The sequence below is a fragment of the Pelagicoccus mobilis genome (genome assembly GCF_016595505.1).
In the GTDB taxonomy this organism is placed as follows: Bacteria; Verrucomicrobiota; Verrucomicrobiia; order Opitutales; family Opitutaceae; genus Pelagicoccus; species Pelagicoccus mobilis.
The window spans coordinates 78,585-100,538 of record NZ_JAENIL010000008.1; the positions used below are offsets into that span (position 1 = coordinate 78,585).

Here is a 21,954-nt window from a genome sequence, read left to right on the forward strand (position 1 = left end):
GGGAGGCGAGTGGCTGCACGCGAATAGTGCTGGCACCGAATTGTGACAGACGGGAGTGCCTAGCTTAGGCAGCTTTGGTCGCGATACAAGGTCGCGCCCCACATTCTATAATTGGGAATGGGGAGGATTAGAAATCGCTTTCGATTTCGGGGATCTTGTTGTCGGTGCGCAGGACGGTGACGGGAACCTTGTTCTTGATGGCAAGGTTTTGCTCCTTGAGGAAGCGGGCTCCCACGGCTTCGCAGGCTTCGCCTACTGTCTTGCAGGGGTGCTTGCGGCCTTTTTTGGAAATGTTGTATTCGTAAGTGGCGCGGATGAGGCGATCCATGGTTTCGCCTACCGGATCGTCTTCAGGGATCTGGGCGACCCAGCCGACGTAGTCTTCGTCGGGGATGGTGCCTCGTGGGTCGGATACGACGATGACGAACTGCTTTTTGACTGTCGGCTCCTTGTTAGCCTTTTCCGCTTCTGCCTCTGCCGCAGCCTGCTCCTCGATTTGCTTGAGCACGGTTTGAATCATGTCGGGCTCGAAGTTGTTATTGGAGAGGACTTCGTGAATCAGTTCTACGGAAACTTTTGGCATGGTAGGAATTGGGATTTTTTTTACTCGTATCGTGGTACGCGCTCTGCTGGCGTTTGAGCGGACAAGCTTCTCAGATTCCTCCTCCTCCCACACCATGCAAGAAGATATTTTCGACATCGTTGATGAAAACGATCAAGTCGTAGGCCAAGCGACGCGTTCCGAGGCTCACGCTAAAAAGCTGCGGCACCGAGCGGTGCATGTGCTCATCTTTAATGAAGAAGGGGAGATCTTCCTCCAAAAACGGTCGAAGAACAAGGACACTTGGCCGGGGGCTTGGGACTCGTCTTGCTCGGGGCACGTGGACGCGGGCGAGGATTATTTGACTGCGGCTCACAGGGAGCTCGAAGAGGAGCTCGGCTACAAGCCGGAGAACGAGTTGGAGATGCTATTCAAGTTGCTGCCTTGCGAGGATACTGGGGAGGAGTTTATCCACGTTTATCGCGTTAGCGGGAACGGACCCTTTCGTTTGAACCACGATGAAATCGAGATCGGGGAGTGGAAGCCGATTTCGAAGTTACTGGAGGGGGTCGACTTCACTCCCATGCGCTACTCGAGCGCTCTCCGTTTGATTTTGGTGCGGCTGCAGGCCTTGCAGCTGCTTCCTGCGAACAGTTTGAACCAATAATCGAAGAATGGCTGATATCCATCCGACTGCTATTGTTTCCTCCGAGGCGAAGATCGCTCCAGACGTCGTTATCGGCGCCTACGCAATTGTTGAGGGTTCCGTTGAAATCGGAGCTGGTTCGCGCCTCGAGTCGCATTCCATCGTCAAAGAAGGGGCTAGATTGGGAGAGGGCGTTACGATCGGAAACTTCGCGGTGATCTCGGGGTTGCCTCAGGACCTGAGCTTTGACGCCTCTACCCCTACGATTGCCCGAATAGGAAAGGGGACCACGGTGCGGGAAGGCGTGACGGTCAACCGAGCCACCAAGGAAGGGAAAGAGACGGTGGTCGGTGAGGATTGCTTTTTGATGGCGGAGGCTCACGTGGGCCATGATTGCCAGGTCGGCTCGAATGTGGTGATTGGCAATTCCAGCTTGTTGGGCGGACATGTTTTCGTGGGTGATCGCACTTTCATCGGTGGAGGCGCGGCTGTGCACCAGTTTTGCAGAGTAGGAGAGGGCGTGATGTTTGGCGGCCAGTCGACGACGACGATGGACGTGGCTCCGTTTACCATGTTCGCCGAGCGTAACGCTTTGTTTGGGCTGAATCTGGTAGGATTGCGCAGGCGAGGATTCTCTCGCGATACGATAGCGATGCTGCAACGTTGCTACCGTAGTGTTTTTATGGGGACCGGGAACGTGCGCCGCTTGGCTGAGGAGCTACTGGCCGGGGAGTATGGCGAACGAGAGGAGACGCGTCGCTTTTTGGAGTTTTTCGCAGGCGGAAGCCGAGGTTTCGCTAAACCTGGGCGTGGCGCCTAGAAGGGGCTTTCGATGAAGCGAATCGCGATTTGTTGTGGCGATCCTTCGGGCTTGGGGCCGGAGTTGATCGAAAGGTGTTTGCTCGAGAAACGTTATCCGGATGCGGCGTTCACTGCGTTTGGTCCAGCCCGCTGGGGTGCGCGGCTTGCGGCCAGCACGTTAAATGCGGTGGAGGCGGTGGCGCTTTCCGAGAAGGATTTCGAAGCTGGGAAACCTTGTCCGGAAGGGGCGCGGCTAGCGATCGCGGCTATGGAGGCCGCTGCTGCTTCGTGCGTCGGGGGGCGTGCCGATGCGGTGGTGACTGGACCGATTTCCAAGGCCTTGTGCGCGGATGTTGGATACGAATTTCCCGGCCAGACTGAGTTTTTCGCTGATCGTTGGGGAGGGGAGCCGACGATGGCATTTGTTGGCGAGCGCCTTAAGGTGTGTTTGGCCACCTGGCATATCCCGCTCGCTTCGGTGCCGGAAGCTTTGGATGAGCGGAGTTTCAAGCGAGGGATCCGCTCTGCAGCGCGTTTGGCTCAGCGTCTTGGGAATTGTTCCCCGCGTGTTCTTGTGTGCGGCTTGAATCCGCACGCGGGCGAGGGGGGCATTCTTGGTACGGAAGAGCGGGAGCGGCTGAACCCTTGGATTGAGGAGTTGCGAGACGAGCTTCCAGGCCGCATCGAGGATTGTATTCCAGGAGACACCGCTTTTGCCCGGGCGATGAAGGGAGAAGGCGATGTGGTGGTCGCTATGTATCATGACCAGGGCTTGGCTCCGTTTAAGGCGGTCGATTTTGACAGCGGCGTGAACGTGACTCTCGGGCTCAAGCATTTACGTGTTAGCCCGGACCACGGAACAGGATTCGAGATTGCAGGCACAGGCGTCGCAAGCCCCGGCAGCACTCACCATGCGATCCGACTTGCAAGTGAGATGAAGGGGGAGTCGGACTTGATTTTAGGCTGAGACCTGTCGATATTTCCGGACGTGTCTGAAGAAACAGCAGTTCAATTGCCCGAGGGAGTGCGGATTGGCGATGATCGTTTGATCTATTTGAGTGATCCGGCCGTGAAGAAGGTTTGCAAGCTCGCCGCCAAGGAAGATGGAAAGCCTTTCCTCCGAGTTGGGATAGCTGGCGGAGGCTGCAATGGCTTGTCGTACAAGATGAGGTTCGTCGAGAAGGCGAAAAAGGGCGATATCTTGGTTCCTTTTGGCGAGGCCAAGGTGATTGTCGACAGCAAGAGCGCTCTTTATCTTAAGGGAACGCAGCTTGATTATTCGGATGCCCTTATTTCTGGCGGTTTCAAGTTCAGCAATCCGAACGCCAGTTCTAGCTGTTCTTGCGGCGAGAGCTTCAGCGTCTAGTGGTATCTGCGGATTGTTGTCCGCTCAAAAACGTTTTGCTGCTTGGATTTCAAGAGTTTAGGCGTGAATATTGTTGAACATCTTGGGAAAGCCGCGATTAGATGGCTGCTCAAGTCGTTTTAATCGAAGAAATTATTTAATGCCAAAGCCAAGAGGTAGACGTAGACCCCCACGTAAATTAGACCCATTCGCCCAAATTCGGCGAAATCACCGTATCCGGGTGCCAAAGATCCGTGTCGTTGGACCGGACGGAAAACAGTACGGAGTCATGGATACGAAAGAGGCTTTGGAAGTGGCTCAAGGAGCGGGACTTGATCTCGTGGAAGTGGCTGCCCAAGCGAAGCCCCCTGTTTGCCGTATTATGGACTTCGGCAAGTATGTCTACGAGCAGCAGAAGAAGTCTAAGGACAACAAGTCGACCTCGAGCAAGGTGAAGGAAGTAAAGTTCCGTCCTCGCGTTGAGCAGCACGACTATGAGACCAAGCTTCGTCGGGCAGAGCTCTTCCTCTCGAAGGGCAATAAGCTCAAGCTCACTCTCTCTTTCCGTGGTCGTGAAATGTCTCACACGGAGATTGGCTTCGAGACGATTCGTCGAGCTATCGCTGATCTAGAGACGATGGGCCATGCGGACAATACGCCTAAGCTCGTTGGAAGAAACATCAACGTAATGGTCTCTCCACTACCGGCGAACAAGCGTAAGCCGAAGTTCCTTCGTGAAGATGACGACCACGATGAAATCGAAGCGACCGAGCACCACGACGAAGATCATGGTGACGAGGAGGAGTCTCACGATTAATCAGAGCGAAGCGAGGAGTAACCAAGCGCGTATATTTATAGATCAAGATTCTGATGCGAATTTTTAATCGAAGCGGCACGCTCTTCATTGGAGGCGTTGCCGCTTCTTTGTTTTTGATAGGCTGCCAATCTACGCAATCCTCTCGAGTGGAGGAGGTCGAGGAAGCCCCTGTGGCTTCGCCGCCGGTAGAGGTCGTGACTGAAGTTCCGAGCGAGCAGGATATCGTCCGTTCTGGCGATGCCGAGATGCGGGAACTTGAGGAGGACCTATTGCTGAGGAAGAAAACCGGGGACGAGAAGGCGCGATCTTTGAAGGCCATTGCCAAGCGTCTGAATGCGAAGTTGGAACGATTTCCGGAAGAGAAAGAGTGGAAGCTGAGCAAAGAGGGGCGGACTCTCGTTTTGAAGGAGAATAGCCGGATCGCTTTTCTAGATGGCATAAAGGTGTTTCTGGATCGGAGTTTAAAAAAATCCGGTGCCTATTGGAGTTTGGGAGAAAGCGATGAAAAGATCATTCTGGAGCCTGTTTTCGGAGTGTCTGCGACCGTTTCGCAAGTCAGCACTGTTGTAATCGATCCCGGACATGGAGGGTCGCAGGATGGAACCAAGAACGAGTCTCTTGGCGTTTTAGAGAAGGAGATGACTTTGGATGTTTCGCTGCGTCTGAGTGAGCACTTGGAAAAGGCGGGCTTCAAGGTTGTGCTAACGCGCTACGATGACCGGCTTGTGGGCTTGGACGATCGTGCAAAGATGGCGAACGGCCTGAAGGCGGATCTTTTTGTGAGCGTGCATTTTAACGCGGCGCTAAACAAGGAGGCGAAAGGGCTGGAAACGTATTTGCTGACTCCAGCCGGTGAGCCTTCGAGCTCGAGTAGTGAGCCGGGCGGCGACGTTGTGGCCTATCCTGGAAACCGCTTTGATGCGGCGAACTTCGAGTTGGCCTATCGTATTCAGAGTTCGCTTCTGGAGCGCTTAGGGAGGGAAGACCGCGGAGTGAAGAAAGCTCGTTTCCGAGTGTTGAAGTCCCTCGATTGCCCGGGAGTGTTGGCTGAGTGTGGCTTTGTTTCGAATCGAGACGAGGGCCTGCTGGTGAGCACCGCTGGCTACCGGGAGAGAGTGGCTCAAGCTCTGGCAGACGCCATTCTAGAATACGCTAAATCGAGCAAGGAGGAATCCTAGTCGTGGAGCTCAAATCGATCCTGTACGTCGGGCTTGGAAGTTTCGTGGGCGGGAGCCTGCGTTATGCAACGATCTGGTGGATCGACAAGAAGGCGTCAGGCGACTTTCCCTTGAGCGTATTGGCTGCTAATGTGGTTGGCTCGTTTCTGATCGGCCTTCTTCTTCCGATGTATTCGAAATTCGGATGGGGGCGGGATGCGGCAGTGCCTTTGTTTCTGTCCGTTGGGATGCTTGGCGGCTACACGACGTTTTCCACGTTTTCGTTACAGACGCTTCGCTTGCTGCAGAGTAGTCATTATGCCTTAGCTGGGTTGAATGCGGCAGCGAGCTTTGTCGCCTGCTTGCTCGCGGTCTTTTGTGGTTGGAAGTTGGGGCAGGCGATTTGGGGGTAGTGCGGTGCTTTAGCTCGCGTAAACGTGGTGTTGATCTTGCATCAAGTACGCGGGCTAAAGCACCGCGCTACGAAAAAGCCGCGTCCCAGAAACTGGATACGCGGCTTAGAGAAAGTGAAAGTCTGCTAGACTAGATCGAATCGATAATCTTATCGGCTAGACCGTACTCGATGGCTTCTTCAGCGCTCATGTAGAAGTCTCGATCCGTGTCGGTTTGGATCTTGTCGAGTGGCTGGCCGGATGCTTCGGAGAGGATGCGGTTGAGCTCTTCGCGAGTCTTTTCCATGTCTTGCGCGAAGATATGGATATCTACCGCAGGGCCTTGGAACTGACCGCCGATGAGTGGCTGGTGGATTAGTACCTTAGCGTGCGGATAGAGGAGACGGTTGCCCTTCTTTGGAGCTGAGAGGAGGATCGAGCCCATAGAGGCAGCGAGGCCGGTTACCACGACCGTGACTTCCGAGGAAATCAACTTGATTGTGTCGTAGATCGCGAGTCCAGCTGTCACAGAGCCGCCTGGAGTGTTGATGTAGAAAGTGATGTCCTTACCAGGGGCGTCTGCCTCGAGGTAGAGGAGCTTCTCGGTTACGTCCTTAGCGGATTCGTCGGAAACTTGACCCCAAAGGAAGATCTTACGCTCCTCGAGAAACTTCTTTTGAATCTGTGGGCCTACTGGGGAATCTTGTGTTTTGTCGTCTTTTTCGGGCATTTGATAAAATTGATATGTAGTTGTTGGTAGCCAACAAGCTGCGATTGGCAAGGAATTCGACGCGAAAGGCGAGAACTGAAGCTTCTGAAAGCACGTCTGCCAAAACAAAAAGACTGCAACAGCTTCTCGGAGGTTCCGGGGAAGCGGTTGCAGTCGAGAGTGTACGTAGATCGCGTAGCCTAGACCAAGCCGAGGATCATGCGACCTTCCTCGCTGATCATGCTCTGATCCCAAGCCGGTTCCCAGACGAGATCGACTTCAGCTTCGTCCACGCCCGGAACGAGCATAACTTTGCTGCGTGCGTCTTCTGCGATTGCGGGTCCCATGCCACAGCCAGGAGCTGTGAGAGTCATTGAAACAGTGACTTTGTTGGCACTGTTCTCCGTCGCCCCAACGACCATGGAGTAAACGAGTCCGAGATCCACGATGTTGACCGGGATTTCCGGGTCGTAGACATTGCGGAGCTGTTGCCAGATCGCTTCCTCGTCCGGAGTTTCGCCCGATGGTTCAGCAGCTTTGCTTTGCTGGGCGGCTTCTTCGGCTGCTGCGGCTTCAGCGGCGATATCGGAGCCGAGGGCATCCGCATCGCGACCATCGATACGGGCAAGCCCGTAGTCGGTCATCACTGTATAGCTGCCACCCAATTGCTGGGTGATATGCACCTTGGCGAGTGCGGGGAGCTGAATTGGCTCGCCGCTTGGGATTTGTACCGCCTCAACCTCGCGAGTGAGGCTGCGTTGCTGCTGGTCTTCAGTTTGCATGCTCATTTGTGACTAGTGATTCTCGTTGGGTCAGGCAATAACGAGATTACTTGGTCTGGCGCTTCTTGAATTTGCTCTGGATGATTTGACGGGCGTTTTCCGCAACTGTTTCACAGGAAATGCGCTCGAGGATTTCTTCGAAGAAACCGTAGACGATGAGTTCTTCTGCTTTCGCACGAGGGATACCGCGAGCGAGCATGTAGAAGATTTCGTCGTCTTCGATCTGGGATGTAGTGGCGCCGTGGCTACACTTTACATCATTGGCATCGATTTCGAGACCTGGAAGTGAGTTCGCTTCCGCTGTTCCGCTCAAGAGTAGATTGCGGTTGGTCTGGTAGGCGTCGGTTTGCTGAGCACCTGGATCAACCTTGATCAGTCCGGAGAAGATCGTGCGAGCGTTGTCGATGAGCGCGTTTTTGAAGAGCAAATCCGAAACCGCGTGAGGTGCGGAGTGCGTCTGCAGTGTACGCTGGTCGATTTCTTGCTCGTTGTCGGCAACGGCGAGAGAGAGCATTTCTACCTTTGAACCGGAACCCTTGATTTGGCCGTGGGTTTCGGAGCGGTAGCGACGGCAGCCAACATTCACGCTGATGGTCTTAACGTTGGAGTCCTTGCCAGCAATGTTGGAGTTGATCTGGAAGCCGAGAGTTTGCTCGTTGAAGTTTTGGAGCAAGGTGTAGTCGACGGTGGATCCGACGCCGGCGAAGATGTGGTTTACGCCACAAGAGAATGCAGCAGTGTCCTCCGTCGCTGAAAGGTTCGCTTCGACGAGCTTCACTTTTGCGAAATCCTCGGTGATGACGAGGGTGTGCGGGAAGATGGCTGAGCCGGCGTTGATGCTCCAGTTGTAGACGACGAACGCGTCTTCGATTTCTACGCCCTTAGGAACGTAGAGGAGGGCGCCGTTTTCCATGAAGGCTTGGTGGAGAGCAGCGAACTTCTCGGAACCAAGATCGGCCTCCTGCTTCATGAAGTAATCCTTCAGGAGGTCGCCATGTTTGGCTACCGCTTCCTTCAGGGGGGCCCAAATAACGCCCTTTTCCTCGAGCTCTGGAGAGAGTCGGTCAGCTTGGAGTGTTTGGTCGTCACCGAATACGAAGCGCCCTGAGAACTTTTCGATGAAGTTTGAGCGTTCTACGAGTGCAGCTGCATCACTGATGCTAGGCAGGGCTGCGAATCTCACGTCAGCCAACTCGAGTCCCTTGATCGTGGCGAAGCGCCACTCTTCGTCACGACGGGTCGGGTTGGCGAGGCTTTCGAACTTCTCGTAAGACTCTGTCTTGGCGTTCTTCCACCAAAAGGGAGCTGTATCCAAATCTTCGATATGACGAGCGAATGCTTCTCTAATCGGATTCTCCGCGTGGCTGCTTTCGCTCATAGGAGTGTTTTCTGTTAGTGAACTCACTTACTTTAGGTAAATAGATGTTAGGTATTTAGTCATTTAGGACTTATTGCTGCGTTATCCGACGGAGCCTTCCATTTCTAGTTCGATGAGGCGCTTGAGCTCGACGCTGTATTCCATCGGGAATTGGCGGGTGAGATCATTGACGAATCCGTTTACGCTCAAGCTCATTGCTTCACCTTCGCTTAGGCCGCGCTGCTGCATGTAGAAGATCTGTTCCGCGGAAACTTTGGATACGGATGCTTCGTGCTGCACAGCGTTCTTATTACCGCGAACGGTGATGGCTGGGTAAGTGTCGGTGCGGGAGTTCTCATTGATGAGAAGCGCGTCACACTCGGTGTTGTTCTTACAGCCTTTGAGATTCTTCGGCATGTGGACTTGGCCGCGGTAAGTAGAGCGACCTTCGCCAACGCTGATGGACTTGGAGATGATGTTGCTGGTGGTATTGTCCGCAGCGTGGATCATCTTGGCTCCGGTGTCTTGGTGTTGGCCATCGTTAGCGAGAGCGATGGAGAGAACTTCACCGCGAGCTTCCTTGCCCTTCAGGACAACGCCTGGGTATTTCATGGTGAGACGGCTGCCGATGTTGCAGTCGATCCACTTGACGGTAGCTCCTTCGTGAGCGATGGCACGCTTTGTAACGAGGTTGTATACGTTTGATGCCCAGTTCTGGACGGTAACGTACTCGATCTTGGCACCCGGCATCGCGACGAGCTCAACCACCGCAGAGTGGAGGGTGGCAGTGTCGAACTTCGGAGCGGTGCAACCTTCCATGTAGGTGACCTCGGAGCCTTCGTCAGCGATTATGAGAGTACGCTCGAACTGGCCGAAGTTTTCCGCGTTGATACGGAAGTAGGCTTGAAGTGGGTGGCTAACTTTTACGCCTGGTGGAACATAGATGAAGGAACCGCCAGAGAAACAAGCACTGTTGAGAGCGGAGAACTTGTTGTCGCCAGTTGGGATAACCTTGCCGAACCACTTCTTGAAAAGCTCTGGGTGTTTCATGAGACCCTCAGTAGAACCCATGAAGATGACGCCCTGCTTGCCGACGCTTTCCTTGATATTTGAGTACGCGGCTTCGGAGTCGAATTGAGCTTCAACACCAGCGAGGAACTTACGTTCGTTCTCTGGAATGCCGAGACGCTCAAACGTTTCCTTTACGTCGTCGGGTACGTCGTCCCAGCTCTTCTTCGCACGGTTGTCGCCGGCGAGGTAGTAGCGGATGACGTCGAAGTCGATGTTGTCGAGGTCCTTGGTTGCCCAATTGGTAGGCATTGGCTTGGACTCGAATACTTTGAGCGCACGCTTACGGAAATCGCGGATCCAGTCTGGTTCGCCTTTGACGTCGCAAATGTAATCAATTGTCTTCTCGGTGAGGCCAACACCTGCGTCGTACTTGTGCTCCTCTTGAAAGCGGAAATTCCCTTTCTCGCGATCGACTTCGATCTCTTCGTTTGGTGTAACCATGATTTGGGTACTTGGTTGAAGGTTTTAGGTACTGGGTGTTAGGAGGCGGCGACTTCGCCTGCTAGTTCCTTGACCCACTCGTAACCCTTGCTTTCGAGTTCGAGTGCGAGTTCCTTTGGACCGCTCTTTACGATGCGGCCGTCGTACATGACGTGAACGACGTCGGGTACGATGTAGTCGAGGAGGCGTTGGTAGTGAGTGATAACGAGTGCCCCGAGGTTTTCGCCACGCATAGAGTTAACGCCTTCAGCGACGATCTTGAGGGCGTCGATGTCGAGACCGGAGTCTGTTTCGTCGAGAACCGCGTACTTAGGCTCGAGCATTGCCATTTGAAGGATTTCGCAGCGCTTCTTTTCGCCGCCGGAGAAACCGTCGTTTACGGAGCGGGAGGTGAACTTGCGGTCGATCTTGAGCATGTCCATCTTCGCGTAGAGCGCCTTGTAGTAATCAGGAGCATTGAGCTCTTCGTCGTCTGGAAGGCGGGCATTGAGAGCGGCGCGGATGAAATTGGCGATAGTGACGCCTGGTATTTCCATCGGGTACTGGAAAGCGAGGAAGAGGCCTTCGCGAGAACGCTCGTCGGCTTCGAGTTCCATGATGTTTTCGCCGTCGATAATAACCTCACCGCTGGTGACTTCGTAGTCAGGGTGGCCAGCCATCGCTTTTGCGAGCGTGCTCTTACCGGTGCCGTTCGGACCCATGATAGCGTGTACTTCGCCCTTCGGTACAGTGAGGGAGAAGTCCTTTAGGATCTGCTTGTCGCCGATGCTTACGTTGAGGTTCTTGATTTCGAGTGTATTGCTCATGGCTTTTAAAATGATGAAAAAATTAGTGCTTATGAAGATTGTGCGGCTTTTCCGCGGAAGGTGATATCGATGGAGCTAACGTCGAATCCTTCTGGGAGAAGGTGAGTCAGCTTTGAGATGGTTTCAGGATCGAGTTGCACATCGTAGATGGTGCCGGACTCGTTGTCGTGAAAGTGAGCGTGCTCCGTTAGGTTAGGGCAGTAGCGAGTCGATTCGCGCTCGAGATGGACCTGTTTGACGAGGTCGCATTGTACGAGGGTATCGAGGCAGTTGTATACTGTTGCGAGTGAGATGGTAGGCATCTCGCTCTTCGCTCGGGCGAAGATTTCGTCAGCTGTCGGGTGATCACGCTTCGAGAGAATAGCATCGTAGACGATCTCACGTTGTCGCGTGGAACGAAGACCCGAAGCGGCTAGCTTCTGGTGTAGGATCTCTGCTCTGGCTTCGTTGTTCATGCGAAATAGGTTTCGTGTCTTCAGTCAGAAGGACGATTCAGCCCGTCTTCTTATTTAGAATAAATCTAAGTCGCAGTATCGAAATGGAATAATTCTAAATATCAAGTGAAAATTGGAATCGTTCCAAATAAAGGAGAAAAGGGTAATTGGTTCTCTTTGGTTACGCCAGTGGAGGACGGCGTTTAGCGATCCATTTGGAAAAAGGGCCGCCCCGTTTGAAAAATGGAATAAACAGGTTATACCTGTTTATTATGTCACCACAGTTTGAATTGAGCGAAGCGACGCTAGGTGAGTTGGAATCTCGCTTGGACGCTGAACACCCGACGATCGAGTCTGTTATCGAGGGATTGCTTGCAACCTCGGGAGGCCAGCTCGTTGGTGATCCATTTTATGCCTTCACTCAATCGAAGGTTTTCAGGGCCTTGAATACCGATGCTGATCGCTATTTAGCTCTTCTCTCCAAGTTGCATGAGATGCACGGACCAGATTTCCGCGATTTCATTGCGGCACAGAACTTAAAGCGTCGCTACTTTGGCAATTCCAAGGAAGAGGTCTGCTCAGCGTCTCAATACAATCAGGCCCGTGAAATTCCGAACTCCAAGTACTGGGCAATTATGAATATCGACAAGTCGACCAAGCGTCGATTTCTCAGGCGGCTGTTGATCTACATCGGTTATGAGGACGCGATGGTCGCTCACGTGCAGGAACTGATCAGCGGGCGTTGATGTTCGGCTCGCGAAAGGAGTTCTTATTGCAGGTTTTCTAGTTGCCTAGAGTTTTCTAATTGAATCGTTGAGTGAGGCCTCGCCGGCTTGTACGACTTGGCAGAGGACTCCCCGCAGTCGGTGCGGCTTGTTTTCGGGGAGATTGATCCATTTGATCGAATCTTTGCCGTGTCGCTCGTTCCACTTAGAGCAAGCGGTGTTGAAGACATCGGAAACTTCGAGGATCGCAGTGCCGACTTGGAGACGTTGGCCAACCGGCATGTTGGCTTCGGAGAAATCCATGTCGGCGACGATGTTATCGCCAGGGTAGGTCATACCGTCGGGATCGCGGCGGATAAGCTGGAGTACACGAGAACCGAGGATGCAAACCTGGATACGCGGATCGGGCTTGCCATCGTCGGTGTAGATCCAGGTCTTTCGTATCCAACGGTCACCTACGACACCTTTCTCGGGATCGAAACTAATCGTGGATACAAACTCACGCTCGCCCTCGTTCGGTCTAACGCATAGCGTGAGTATGGGGGCGTCGTTCTTAGGGGCGGCGAGGACCCAGTCTCGGCGGGCGTTTAGGAATTCGAGGGTGGCGTGTTGTGACATGCTTAATCGCGGCACAAGGCCGCTTCCCACAAAATTAGAGGCTGTGAATGGCGGCCCCGTCTACGGCGAGGCCGGCTTCCTTGATGGCTTCAGAAATGGTTGGGTGGGCGTGGACGGTGCGACCGAGGTCTTCCGCACTGCCACCGTACTCCATGTGGGTGACGATCTCAGAGATCATTTCACTGGCGCCTTTGGCCACGATGTGGCCACCGAGGATCTTGTCAGTTTCGGCACAGGCGATGATCTTAACAACGCCGTCGGTTGCATCAGACGCGATAGCACGACCGTTGGCCTGCAGTGGGAATTTACCTACCTTTATTGCGATGCCTTTTTCCTTGGCTTGAGCTTCGGTGAGACCGACTCCAGCTACTTCAGGTTCGGTGTAGATAACATTTGGAATAACGTCGTAATTCACGTGCCCTGCTTTACCGGCGATCATTTCAGCGAGGGCGACGCCTTCTTCTTCGGCCTTGTGCGCGAGCATTGGGCCACGAACGATGTCGCCGATCGCGAAGATACCGGCTGCTGAAGTTTTGAAGTGGTCGTCGATTTCGATGAAACCGCGTTGGTCTGGAGTAATGCCAACGGTCTCGAGTCCAAGCCCATCTGTGTACGGTTTGCGGCCGACTGCGACGAGGACCTTGTCTGCTGGAACGGCAATTTCCTTGCCCTTCTTTTCGGCGATGACGTTGAGCTTGCCGTCGATTTCCTTAGCCCCTGTTACTTTAGTCTTGGTGTGTATGGTGAGGCCTTGCTTCTTGAAGCTGCGCTCGAGGAGCTTGGAGATGTCGGTGTCGCAACCAGCAGCGATATTCGGGAGAAATTCAAGAACGGTCACGTTTGAACCGTAGCGGGCCCAGACAGAACCGAGCTCAAGACCGATCGCTCCGGCACCGATCACGACGAGATTTTCTGGGACGGAGTCAAATGCGATGGCTTGGTCGGAAGAAACTATGGTTTCGCCGTCTTGCTTGAGGAATGGCAGATCGACGACTGCAGAGCCGGTAGCGAGAATGATGTTGGTAGCGGAGAGTGCTTCCTTGTCGTCGACGGCGATCTTGCCTTCGCCGAGTAGCTTGCCGTGGCCTTCGAAACGAGTGATGCCGCGTTTTTTAACGAGCATATCGACGCCGCCGGTGAGCTGCTTCACGACCTTGTCTTTCTTGTCCATGACGGTCTTGAGGTTGAGAGAAACCTTTCCGTCGATTTCGACTCCAGCTGCTGCCGCATTGTGAGCGGCGAATTCGAATTGCTCGCTTGTGTGGAGGAGGGCTTTGCTTGGAATACAGCCAACGTTGAGGCAGGTGCCGCCGAGCGCCTTGCGTTTTTCGACAAGAGCGGTCTTCAGTCCGAGCTGGGCACAGCGGATAGCGGCAACGTAGCCCCCAGGGCCACCACCGATTACGGCTACATCGAATTGTGAGTCTGAATCTGACATGATTATTAAAGTGGAGAGTTTCTAAGACCAAGGGTCTTGATCGGAAAGGTATTTTTCGAGTCTGGGGAGAACTATGTTGAACCAAGCGTTCTCGAAATAGGAGTAAGCTTGGTCCCATTGTTCGCCTTCGCCCCAGCCCGTGTGAATGAGCGTGAGTCTTGTGGAATCTTCGTTGAGAGACTCGAAGCGGAGTTCAACAACGGTTTGCTGGTTGCGGACTTGGTCGAGGTGTGGCGGCGCGTTCCATGAAAAAGTGAAGCACTTAAGCGGTTCCTTGCGAAGGATTTTGCATCGCTCGGAACCGCGAAGGCCCGGTGGGGCGTCCATCATGAAGTAGATCTCGTATGGATCGCCCGGTTCAGTGCCGATCAGGCTGTTCTGTGAAAAGAAGTTTCGAACGCCTTCATCTGTTGTCCACACGTTCCAAACTCTGGCTACCGCTGCAGGGAGCGTGTATTCGCGTTGGAGCTTGCGGTCGTAGGGGGACATCGTGGGCGAGTGCGGCGTGCCCGGCGGTCACGCCCTACCTTTAGACTCCTAGGAGGAGGCGGGCTGGGTCTTCGAGGGCTTGCTTGACCTTGACGAGGAATGTTACGGCTTCCTTGCCGTCGACGATGCGGTGATCGTATGAGACGGCGAGGTACATCATTGGGCGAATCTCGACTTGTCCATTAACTGCGACAGGGCGGTCCTGGATCGTATGCATTCCGAGGATACCACTCTGAGGAGCGTTGAGAATCGGAGTGGAGAGCATGGAGCCGAAGATGCCACCGTTGGTGATGGTGAAAACCCCACCGGAGAGGTCGTCGATGCCGATCTTTCCTTCGCGAGCCTTTGTCGCGTAGTTGATGATCTCTTGCTCGATCTCAGCGAGGGATAGCTGGTCGCAGTTGCGTACCACTGGAACCATCAGGCCCTTTGGCGTGGAGACAGCGATGCCGATGTCGTAGAAGTGGTTCTGGACGATCTCGTTGCCGTCGATCTGGGCGTTGAGGCCTGGAACTTCCTGAAGGGCGTTGACGACTGCCTTCACGAAGAGGGACATGAAGCCGAGCTTGATGCCGTGCTTCTTAACGAAGGAGTCCTGATACTGAGCACGGAGCTTCTTGATCGCGGACATGTCTGCCTCGTTGAAAGTCGTGAGCATGGCCGCTTCTTGCTGAGCGGATACGAGACGCTCGGCGATCTTGGCGCGGAGCGGAGTCATGCGCTTGCGAGTGGTGCGTTCGCCTGCGGGGACTGCAGCGGCTGCTGGTTTCACTGGGGCTGGAGTCGCTGGCTTTGCTGGTTCTGCCGCTGGCATGCGGTTGGTGGGCTCTGCCTTGAGCATATCGCCCTTGGTAACTCGGCCGCCTTTGCCTGTACCGGTGACTGTTGCCGGATCGATGTTCTCTTCGGCGGCGATGCGACGAACGGCGGGAGAAATGGCGTCGGATTGCTCGGCTGGAACTTCGGCGGCTGCTGGAGCAGGTTCTTCTGCTGCAGGTGCGGCGGCTGGCGCTTTGCCACCTGCGGGGGCTTCAGCTGACTCGTCGATAGAGGCGATGATTGCTCCGATTTCCACTTCGTCTCCCTCTTCGGCGGAGAGGCTGATTACACCGGCTACTTCGGCGAGGCCTTCGGAGGTAATCTTATCTGTTTCGAGTTCGTAGAGGACTTGGTCCTTCTGGACGTAGTCTCCGTCCTTTACATTCCAGGCAGCGATGATGCCGGAGGTTATCGATTCGCCGAGGGCGGGTACTTTTACTTCTGTGGCCATTTCGGAAGGTGAGCGTGTGTAAGTGGAAAGTGGATGCGATGCGGAAATGGCCATCGAGGACGATGGCCGCTACCTTAATTTGAACTAGAGGGTGAAGGCGTCTTCGAGGAGTTGGGCGAGTTCCTTCTTGTGGAGGGCCATGACGCCAACGGCTGGTGACGCTGATTCACCGCGGCCTGCGTAAGCAGGTTTCTTGCCGAAGATCTCTTCAAGGCGTGGCGCGATGAAGGAGTAGGCTCCCATGTTTTGGGACTCTTCCTGGCACCAGACAATGTTGGTCGCCTTGCTGTATTTTTTTGCAATCTTATCGAGCTTGTCGGTGTTGAGTGGATACAGCTGTTCCACGCGTATGACTGCTGTCGACTTGTCCTTGAGCTCGGCCTGCTTCTTGCGAATGTCGTAGTAGACTTTGCCGGAGCAGAGAATGACGCGTTTGGTCTTGGAGGCGGTTGCTTGATCGTCGTCGAGGATCTCTTGGAAACTGCCGGACTCGAAGTCCTTCCAAGGGGATGCTGCGTCTTTGAGGCGGAGCATGGACTTCGGAGACATAATGACGAGAGGCTTGCGGAACTCGCGCATCATTTGGCGACGCAGCACGTGGAAGTACTGGGCGGAGTTGGTCATGTTGCAGAACTGGATATTGTCCTCGGCGCAGGCTTGGAGGAAGCGTTCGAGGCGGGCTGAGGAGTGCTCAGGGCCTTGACCTTCGTAGCCGTGCGGCAGGAGCATCACGAGACCGGAAACACGCCCCCACTTGGACTCGGAGGAGGCGATGAACTGGTCGATGATGACTTGGGCTCCGTTGGCGAAGTCACCGAACTGGGCTTCCCAGATGCAGAGCATGCGTGGGTAGTCGAGCGAGTAGCCGAAGTCGAAACCGAGGACTGCGGCTTCAGAAAGAAGAGAGTTGTAAACGCAGAAGCGGGCTTGGTCCTTCTCGATGTTAAGGAGTGGAACGTAGCGCTCGTCTGTCTGCACGTCGTGGATGACTGCGTGGCGGTGGCTGAATGTGCCGCGTTCGGAGTCCTGTCCGGAAAGGCGGACTGGAGTGCCTTGCTGGAGGAGGGTGCCGAAGGCGAGCGCTTCGCCGTAGCCCCAGTCGATCGGCTCGTTGTTTTCGAATGCGGTACGACGGCTGTCGAGGAAACGCTTGATCTTGCGGTTTGGCTTGATGTGAGTCGGAAGGCGAGTGAGGCCATTGACTACTGTAGCCAAATTTTCCCTACTGACGGATGTGTCGATTGGGTCGAAGCTGTATTTCGGCTGGAAGACAGCGTTGGAGCCGGCGAGGGCGCGCTTAACTTCGATCTGGGCTTCGGCCGACTTCTTTACGCGTTCTAGGGAGTTGGCGAGGGAGGTTTCGTACTCCTTTTGAATCTTGGCGATTTCTTCGGCGGAAAGTGTGCCGTCCTCGATGAGACGCTTGGTGAGGATTTCGCTGACCGGCGGGTGCTTCTTGATCTTGTCGTAAAGATCGGGATTGGTGAACATCGGCTCGTCGGATTCGTTGTGACCGTGCTTGCGGTAGCAATACATGTCGATCACAACGTCGGCACCGAATTTTTGGCGGTACTCGATGGCGAGCATAGTCACGTAAACGACTGCGATTGGATCATCGCCGTTTACGTGGAAAATGGGTGCTTCGATCATCTTGGCCACGTCCGTACAGTAGCGGGTGGAACGGGCTTCCTTGGGAGTCGTGGTGAAACCAATCTGATTGTTGACGATGATGTGGAGGGTACCGCCGGTGCGGTAGCCTGGAAGCTGGGAGGAATTGAGAACCTCGGTAACGAGACCTTGACCAGCGAAGGCGGCGTCACCGTGGACGAGGACAGGGAGCACCTTGTCGCGGTTGGTGTCGTTGAGGATGCGTTGGCGGGCTCGAGCCTTGCCTTCGACGACTGGATTTACGGCCTCAAGGTGAGATGGATTGGAGGCGAGTCGGATTTCGACGTAGTGGCCTTCCTTGGTTTCGATGACTTTCTCGTAACCAAGGTGGTACTTTACGTCGCCATCGCCGCCGACGGTGTCGGGGATGTACTCTTCGCCGAACTCTTCGAAAACGAACTCGTAGGATTTCTTGAGGGTGTTGGTGAGGACGTTTAGGCGGCCGCGGTGCGCCATGCCCATCACGACTTCCTTTATACCTAGGCGTCCGCAGTGCTCCAGAACGTTGTCGAGACAAGGGATGAGTGTTTCGCCGCCTTCGAGAGAGAAGCGCTTCTGGCCGGTGTAGCGGGTATGGAGAAAGCTCTCGAAAGACTCGGCTGCGAATACCTTGCGCAGGATGCGGGTCTTGATGAGGTCGGAGAAATCGATCTGGCCTTGCAGTGGCTCGATCTTCGACTGTACCCAACGGCGTGCCTCGGTGTTCTGCATGTGGATGTACTCGAATCCGATGCTGGAACAGTAGGTCTTTTGCAGGGCGTCGATGATGTCTCTGAGCTTTAGCGGCTGGCCGTCGAGGAAGTGACCAGAGTTGAAGGTGCTGTCGAGGTCGGCTTCGGACAGCCCGAACTCCTCTATGGCTAGATGTGGATTGGCTGGAACGAATTCGTCGAGCGGATTGATTTTGGCCTGAGTGTGGCCAAGGCTGCGATAGGCGTAGATGAGGCTCGAAACGTTCATCTGCTTGGCCGCGCTCGCGTCTGAATCGACGGAGGAAGTTCCCTTGGTGGCGGCTCTGCGCTTGGGGGCGGTTTGAAGGGCAAGCTCGAAGCCTTCGAAGAAAGCCTGCCATTTCTCATCTACTGAAGCGGGGTCCGCTTTCCACTTTTCGTAGTTGAGATCAATCAAGTCAGCGTTTGAACGCGTTGCGAATGTGACCATTCCTTATATTCCCTGTCTAGGTATGATGATGAGCCGTTGGTTAAGAAAGATAGACGGTTAAGCTTACCTAGGTAGAGAGTAAAGCAAAACGGGGCACATTTAAGGGCTGTTTATGCACCAAACTCGCGATTCATGAGCGATTTATGGCTTTTGCGATACTGAATTGCATAGCTGGTTGGTAATTATGCGGAAAAAACGCTTAACAAAGAGAAGCTTGCGGACGGGGCAGTCTGCGTTTGATTGGTGGGAAAATGATTGAAACGCAGATCAAGGAATCGCTGTTGAAGCTCCAGAGTTCGATCGATGGAGCGGATGGCGCAGGAATTAGGGAAAGTATGGCTGAGATCGATACGGCGCTGAAAGAGCACCGTCGGGAGATTGATGCTCAGTTGAAGCATTTTTTGAAGAACCGCAGCTATATAAAGGCGCTCATGTATTTGAATGGGGAGTCTGACATTCCGAAGGGGAAGTGCAGTGGTCGAAAGGACTTTTCTTAAGATGGGAAAGGGAAACAAGAGAGTCTCGACTGACGGCGGGGATGGATTGAGCTCCAATCCTTTTGGAGGGCTTGATTTGGGAGGCTTGCCGAGCGCTCCGGAAGCCTCGTCGCCTGTTCGGCCCGCTAAGGAGGAGAAGACTGCGAAGAAGAACCGCGGCCGTCTCGATGTGAAGTGCGAAAAGGCGGGGCGTGGTGGAAAGACCGTGACGGTGGTTTCCGGTTGGAAGGGGATCGCCAACGAGGAGAAACAAGTATTGGCGAAGTCGATACAAAAACGCTGTGGCGTCGGTGGAGCCGTGAAGAACGGCAACATCGAGATCCAGGGCGATAAGCGCGAGGAAGCGAAAGCCGTACTGGAGGATGCTGGCTTTCGCGTCGTGTTTGCTGGCGGGTGATTTGGACTTCGGCGGAGCGGCCGTCCCACCTAATCGAGCTTATTCGGAAACGGTTGCTGTCCGGAATGCTGACATAAGTTCTGTGGCGACGTCTGAGCGGTTCAGGGCGTAGAGGTGGATGCCCGGCAGTCCCATTTCGATGAGGTCCTGGATTTGCTCGGTTGCCCAGCGAATGCCGATTTGGCGGACGAGTTCTTTGTCTTCGCCAGCATTATTTAAATGGGACTCGAGTTCCTTGGGGAGGGATGCTCCGCACATGCTCGTAATGCGTTTGATCTGCTTGACCGAGAGCACCGGCATGATGCCAGGGATAACAGGAACTGAGATGTCGAGCTTGTCGGCTTCTTCGAGAAAGCGGTAGAGGTCGGCATTGTCGAAAAAGAGCTGGGTCGTTATGAATGAGGCGCCCGCGTCTACCTTTGTCTTGAGGTGACGCAGGTCCGTAGCGAGGTCGGGAGCCTCCGGGTGCTTTTCGGGATAGCCAGCGACTCCGATTGCGATGTCCGGGTGCAGTTCCTTGATGAAGGCGACGAGGTCCGACGCGTACGCAAATCCGTTTTCGGCGACCACAAAGGAGTCGGCGTCTTTCGGGGGGTCTCCACGAAGAGCCATGATATTGCGGTAGCCTGAGTCGTAGAGTCCGTTGATCGTTTCCGCGAGTTCGTCGCGGCTGGCTCCTACGCAAGTGAGGTGTGGCATGATGTTGAATTCATGCTCGTCGCGAAGGAGCTGGCAGGCTTGGGCCGAGCGATCGCGAGTGCTTCCTCCTGCTCCGTAGGTGACGGAGACGAAATCAGGCTGGTAAAAGGCAAGGTCATCGCCGGATTCGACGAGCTTTTCGAGCGCTTCTTCCGTTTTTGGGGGGAAGAACTCTACGGAAAGAAGTGGGTGATCGGCTGAAAATAGCTGGCTGATGGGAGTCTGGCTCATGTGAAAAGGGAAATTGGATTAGAAAATATCAACGTATCAGGATTTGTTGATATGATTTTTATGGGCTGTAGTTCAAGCAGAAATTGTAAAATGAGGGAGCTGTAGAGATGCGCAACCTCACGATCTGAAATTGGGGTTGGGGATGGCTTGCTAGGGCGGTCGAAGTTTTAGGGATTGCCAAGGAGGAGGGGGCGTCTTTGCGTGTGCGGTATGTCGACACAGCAAGTCATTAGCTTTAATTACACGCTTCGCAACAAGGCCGGTGAGGTTCTCGACCAGAGCCCAGAGGGGCGTCCGTTGGAATTTCTCTCCGGAGTGGGCCAGATCATCGAAGGCTTGGAAGAGCGTTTGGTTGGAATGGAAAGCGGTCAGAAGGAGGAGGTCATCGTGCGTCCTGAGAAGGGGTATGGCTTCCGTGACGAGGCTCAGATCGATGTGGTAAACATCGCTCAGCTTCCAGTGGACCAGGTGAAGGTTGGCGACTATTTCCAGGCTGGGCAGGATCGCCATTCACCGATCGTTCGCGTGGTGAAGGTAGAAGGCGATAATATCACTCTCGATGCCAACCATCCACTTGCGGGTGAGGATCTGGTATTTGATGTCGATGTTGTCGGAAAGCGTGAAGCGACTGAAGAAGAGCTTTCACACGGTCATGCTCACGGAGCAGGTGGCTGCTGTGGTGGTGGCGGCGGCGGCGGCTGCGGTTGCAGTGGCGAAGAAGCTCCTGCGGAGCCGGCGGCCGAAGAAGGCGGTTGCTGCGGTGGCGGCGAGCAAAGCCAAGGACAGAGTGGTGGTGGTTGCGGTTGTAGCCACTAATCCCGTCTAGATAGATTTTGAAAAAGAAAGGACCGCCCAATCGAGCGGTCCTTTTTTTGTAAATAGGTTGATCGGCCGTGCTGCCTTTAGCGGTTTAGTTGAAATCGACGAGCTCGACGTCGAAGACAAGGATGGAGTTTGGCGGGATGACTGGCGGGCTCCCGCGTAGGCCGTATGCGATCTTGGCTGGGATGATGAGTTTGCGCTTTTCACCCTTTTTCATGAGTAGAAAGGCTTCATCCCAACCGGAAATGACTCGTCCGTTGCCGACAGGGAACTCGATTGGCTTGTCGCGTTTGAAGGAGCTATCGAACTCTGTTCCGTCCAAGAGTGTTCCGCGGTAGTGGGCGCTGACCAGTTGACCTTTTTCGGGAGGAACGCCTTCGCCTTCCTTTTCCACGATGTAGTGAAGACCGCTCTCTGTGGATAACGCTTCGGGGAAGAGCTTTTTGATCTCCTCGACTTGGAAGCCATGGCTGAGAGTTGGCTCTTGGGATTCGAGATAGCGTACGCGTTCTTCCAGGTCGGAGACTTTCTGGTCGTTCTTGCCACATCCGGCAAGAAGGAGAAGGGCAGCAGCTGCGGCTGCAAAAGTGATTTTTGAAGTAATCTTCATTTGATTTTAGGGTGGTTGATAATTGAATTG

25 protein-coding genes are annotated in these 21,954 nt (G+C 54.4%); 11 read left to right on the plus strand and 14 right to left on the minus strand.

Annotated elements, in window-relative coordinates:
* Positions 1–127: 127 nt before the first annotated feature.
* On the minus strand, positions 128–583 hold the full coding sequence (locus JIN87_RS05695; RefSeq protein WP_200354567.1) for a hypothetical protein: 456 nt from the start codon (positions 581–583) through the stop codon (positions 128–130).
* 94 nt (positions 584–677) lie between these two features.
* Here JIN87_RS05695 and JIN87_RS05700 point away from each other — a divergent pair, with 94 nt between their 5' ends.
* The 7 genes from JIN87_RS05700 to crcB all read left to right on the plus strand — a co-directional run bounded on the left by JIN87_RS05700 (position 678) and on the right by crcB (position 5,720).
* On the plus strand, positions 678–1,208 hold the full coding sequence (locus JIN87_RS05700; RefSeq protein ID WP_200354568.1) for an NUDIX hydrolase: 531 nt from the start codon (positions 678–680) through the stop codon (positions 1,206–1,208).
* A gap of 7 nt (positions 1,209–1,215) precedes the next feature.
* Positions 1,216–2,007, plus strand: a complete 792-nt coding sequence (gene lpxA, locus JIN87_RS05705) for an acyl-ACP--UDP-N-acetylglucosamine O-acyltransferase (RefSeq protein WP_200354569.1) — start codon at positions 1,216–1,218, stop codon at positions 2,005–2,007.
* 12 nt (positions 2,008–2,019) lie between these two features.
* Positions 2,020–2,955, plus strand: a complete 936-nt coding sequence (gene pdxA, locus JIN87_RS05710; RefSeq protein ID WP_200354570.1) for a 4-hydroxythreonine-4-phosphate dehydrogenase PdxA — start codon at positions 2,020–2,022, stop codon at positions 2,953–2,955.
* 21 nt (positions 2,956–2,976) lie between these two features.
* A complete protein-coding gene (locus tag JIN87_RS05715) occupies positions 2,977–3,354 on the plus strand; it encodes a HesB/IscA family protein (RefSeq protein ID WP_200354571.1) in 378 nt (125 codons plus the stop codon).
* A 139-nt stretch (positions 3,355–3,493) separates the two neighbouring features.
* Positions 3,494–4,150: a translation initiation factor IF-3 gene (gene infC / locus JIN87_RS05720; RefSeq protein WP_234033247.1), complete on the plus strand. Its 657-nt coding sequence runs from the start codon at positions 3,494–3,496 to the stop codon at positions 4,148–4,150.
* 53 nt (positions 4,151–4,203) lie between these two features.
* Entirely contained in the window at positions 4,204–5,328 is a 1,125-nt protein-coding gene (locus tag JIN87_RS05725) for an N-acetylmuramoyl-L-alanine amidase family protein (RefSeq protein ID WP_200354573.1), read from the plus strand.
* A 2-nt stretch (positions 5,329–5,330) separates the two neighbouring features.
* On the plus strand, positions 5,331–5,720 hold the full coding sequence (gene crcB, locus JIN87_RS05730) for a fluoride efflux transporter CrcB (protein ID WP_200354574.1): 390 nt from the start codon (positions 5,331–5,333) through the stop codon (positions 5,718–5,720).
* A gap of 130 nt (positions 5,721–5,850) precedes the next feature.
* Here crcB and JIN87_RS05735 read toward each other — a convergent pair whose 3' ends face one another.
* From JIN87_RS05735 to JIN87_RS05760, 6 genes are all read right to left on the minus strand, one after another.
* Complete coding sequence (locus JIN87_RS05735; protein WP_200354575.1) at positions 5,851–6,429, minus strand: ClpP family protease; 579 nt, start codon at positions 6,427–6,429, stop codon at positions 5,851–5,853.
* A gap of 179 nt (positions 6,430–6,608) precedes the next feature.
* On the minus strand, positions 6,609–7,190 hold the full coding sequence (gene sufT, locus JIN87_RS05740) for a putative Fe-S cluster assembly protein SufT (RefSeq protein WP_200354651.1): 582 nt from the start codon (positions 7,188–7,190) through the stop codon (positions 6,609–6,611).
* A 46-nt stretch (positions 7,191–7,236) separates the two neighbouring features.
* Positions 7,237–8,568 (minus strand): Fe-S cluster assembly protein SufD, encoded by a 1,332-nt coding sequence (gene sufD / locus JIN87_RS05745; RefSeq protein WP_200354576.1) that lies wholly within the window; start codon positions 8,566–8,568, stop codon positions 7,237–7,239.
* 81 nt (positions 8,569–8,649) lie between these two features.
* A complete protein-coding gene (gene sufB / locus JIN87_RS05750; RefSeq protein WP_200354577.1) occupies positions 8,650–10,059 on the minus strand; it encodes a Fe-S cluster assembly protein SufB in 1,410 nt (469 codons plus the stop codon).
* Between the two features lie 38 nt (positions 10,060–10,097).
* Positions 10,098–10,865: a Fe-S cluster assembly ATPase SufC gene (gene sufC, locus JIN87_RS05755; protein WP_200354578.1), complete on the minus strand. Its 768-nt coding sequence runs from the start codon at positions 10,863–10,865 to the stop codon at positions 10,098–10,100.
* A 29-nt stretch (positions 10,866–10,894) separates the two neighbouring features.
* Entirely contained in the window at positions 10,895–11,320 is a 426-nt protein-coding gene (locus JIN87_RS05760) for a Fur family transcriptional regulator (RefSeq protein ID WP_200354579.1), read from the minus strand.
* A gap of 251 nt (positions 11,321–11,571) precedes the next feature.
* On the opposite strand from JIN87_RS05760, the gene JIN87_RS05765 reads away from it, so the two are divergent.
* Positions 11,572–12,045, plus strand: coding sequence for a hypothetical protein (locus JIN87_RS05765; RefSeq protein WP_200354580.1), 474 nt, complete (start codon positions 11,572–11,574; stop codon positions 12,043–12,045).
* A gap of 45 nt (positions 12,046–12,090) precedes the next feature.
* Here the strand turns inward: JIN87_RS05765 and JIN87_RS05770 are convergent, their stop codons facing one another.
* The 5 genes from JIN87_RS05770 to JIN87_RS05790 all read right to left on the minus strand — a co-directional run bounded on the left by JIN87_RS05770 (position 12,091) and on the right by JIN87_RS05790 (position 18,668).
* Positions 12,091–12,642 carry an MOSC domain-containing protein gene (locus JIN87_RS05770; protein WP_200354581.1) on the minus strand — a complete coding sequence of 184 codons (552 nt, stop codon included), beginning with the start codon at positions 12,640–12,642 and terminating at the stop codon, positions 12,091–12,093.
* A 34-nt stretch (positions 12,643–12,676) separates the two neighbouring features.
* Complete coding sequence (gene lpdA / locus JIN87_RS05775) at positions 12,677–14,080, minus strand: dihydrolipoyl dehydrogenase (RefSeq protein WP_200354582.1); 1,404 nt, start codon at positions 14,078–14,080, stop codon at positions 12,677–12,679.
* A 21-nt stretch (positions 14,081–14,101) separates the two neighbouring features.
* On the minus strand, positions 14,102–14,569 hold the full coding sequence (locus JIN87_RS05780) for an SRPBCC family protein (RefSeq protein ID WP_200354583.1): 468 nt from the start codon (positions 14,567–14,569) through the stop codon (positions 14,102–14,104).
* Between the two features lie 40 nt (positions 14,570–14,609).
* The gene (gene odhB, locus JIN87_RS05785; protein ID WP_200354584.1) at positions 14,610–15,839 is read right to left on the minus strand and encodes a 2-oxoglutarate dehydrogenase complex dihydrolipoyllysine-residue succinyltransferase; all 1,230 of its coding nucleotides are present in this window, start codon (positions 15,837–15,839) and stop codon (positions 14,610–14,612) included.
* An 84-nt stretch (positions 15,840–15,923) separates the two neighbouring features.
* Positions 15,924–18,668 (minus strand): 2-oxoglutarate dehydrogenase E1 component, encoded by a 2,745-nt coding sequence (locus JIN87_RS05790; RefSeq protein WP_200354585.1) that lies wholly within the window; start codon positions 18,666–18,668, stop codon positions 15,924–15,926.
* Positions 18,669–18,919: 251 nt separating this feature from the next.
* Here JIN87_RS05790 and JIN87_RS05795 point away from each other — a divergent pair, with 251 nt between their 5' ends.
* Positions 18,920–19,165 carry a hypothetical protein gene (locus JIN87_RS05795; RefSeq protein ID WP_200354586.1) on the plus strand — a complete coding sequence of 82 codons (246 nt, stop codon included), beginning with the start codon at positions 18,920–18,922 and terminating at the stop codon, positions 19,163–19,165.
* A 1-nt stretch (position 19,166) separates the two neighbouring features.
* On the plus strand, positions 19,167–19,562 hold the full coding sequence (locus tag JIN87_RS05800) for a translation initiation factor (protein ID WP_200354587.1): 396 nt from the start codon (positions 19,167–19,169) through the stop codon (positions 19,560–19,562).
* 39 nt (positions 19,563–19,601) lie between these two features.
* Here the strand turns inward: JIN87_RS05800 and metF are convergent, their stop codons facing one another.
* Positions 19,602–20,492 carry a methylenetetrahydrofolate reductase [NAD(P)H] gene (gene metF / locus JIN87_RS05805; protein ID WP_200354588.1) on the minus strand — a complete coding sequence of 297 codons (891 nt, stop codon included), beginning with the start codon at positions 20,490–20,492 and terminating at the stop codon, positions 19,602–19,604.
* A 210-nt stretch (positions 20,493–20,702) separates the two neighbouring features.
* Here metF and JIN87_RS05810 point away from each other — a divergent pair, with 210 nt between their 5' ends.
* The gene (locus tag JIN87_RS05810) at positions 20,703–21,308 is read left to right on the plus strand and encodes an FKBP-type peptidyl-prolyl cis-trans isomerase (RefSeq protein ID WP_200354589.1); all 606 of its coding nucleotides are present in this window, start codon (positions 20,703–20,705) and stop codon (positions 21,306–21,308) included.
* 94 nt (positions 21,309–21,402) lie between these two features.
* Here the strand turns inward: JIN87_RS05810 and JIN87_RS05815 are convergent, their stop codons facing one another.
* On the minus strand, positions 21,403–21,924 hold the full coding sequence (locus JIN87_RS05815; protein ID WP_200354590.1) for an FKBP-type peptidyl-prolyl cis-trans isomerase: 522 nt from the start codon (positions 21,922–21,924) through the stop codon (positions 21,403–21,405).
* Between the last annotated feature and the right edge of the window lie 30 nt (positions 21,925–21,954).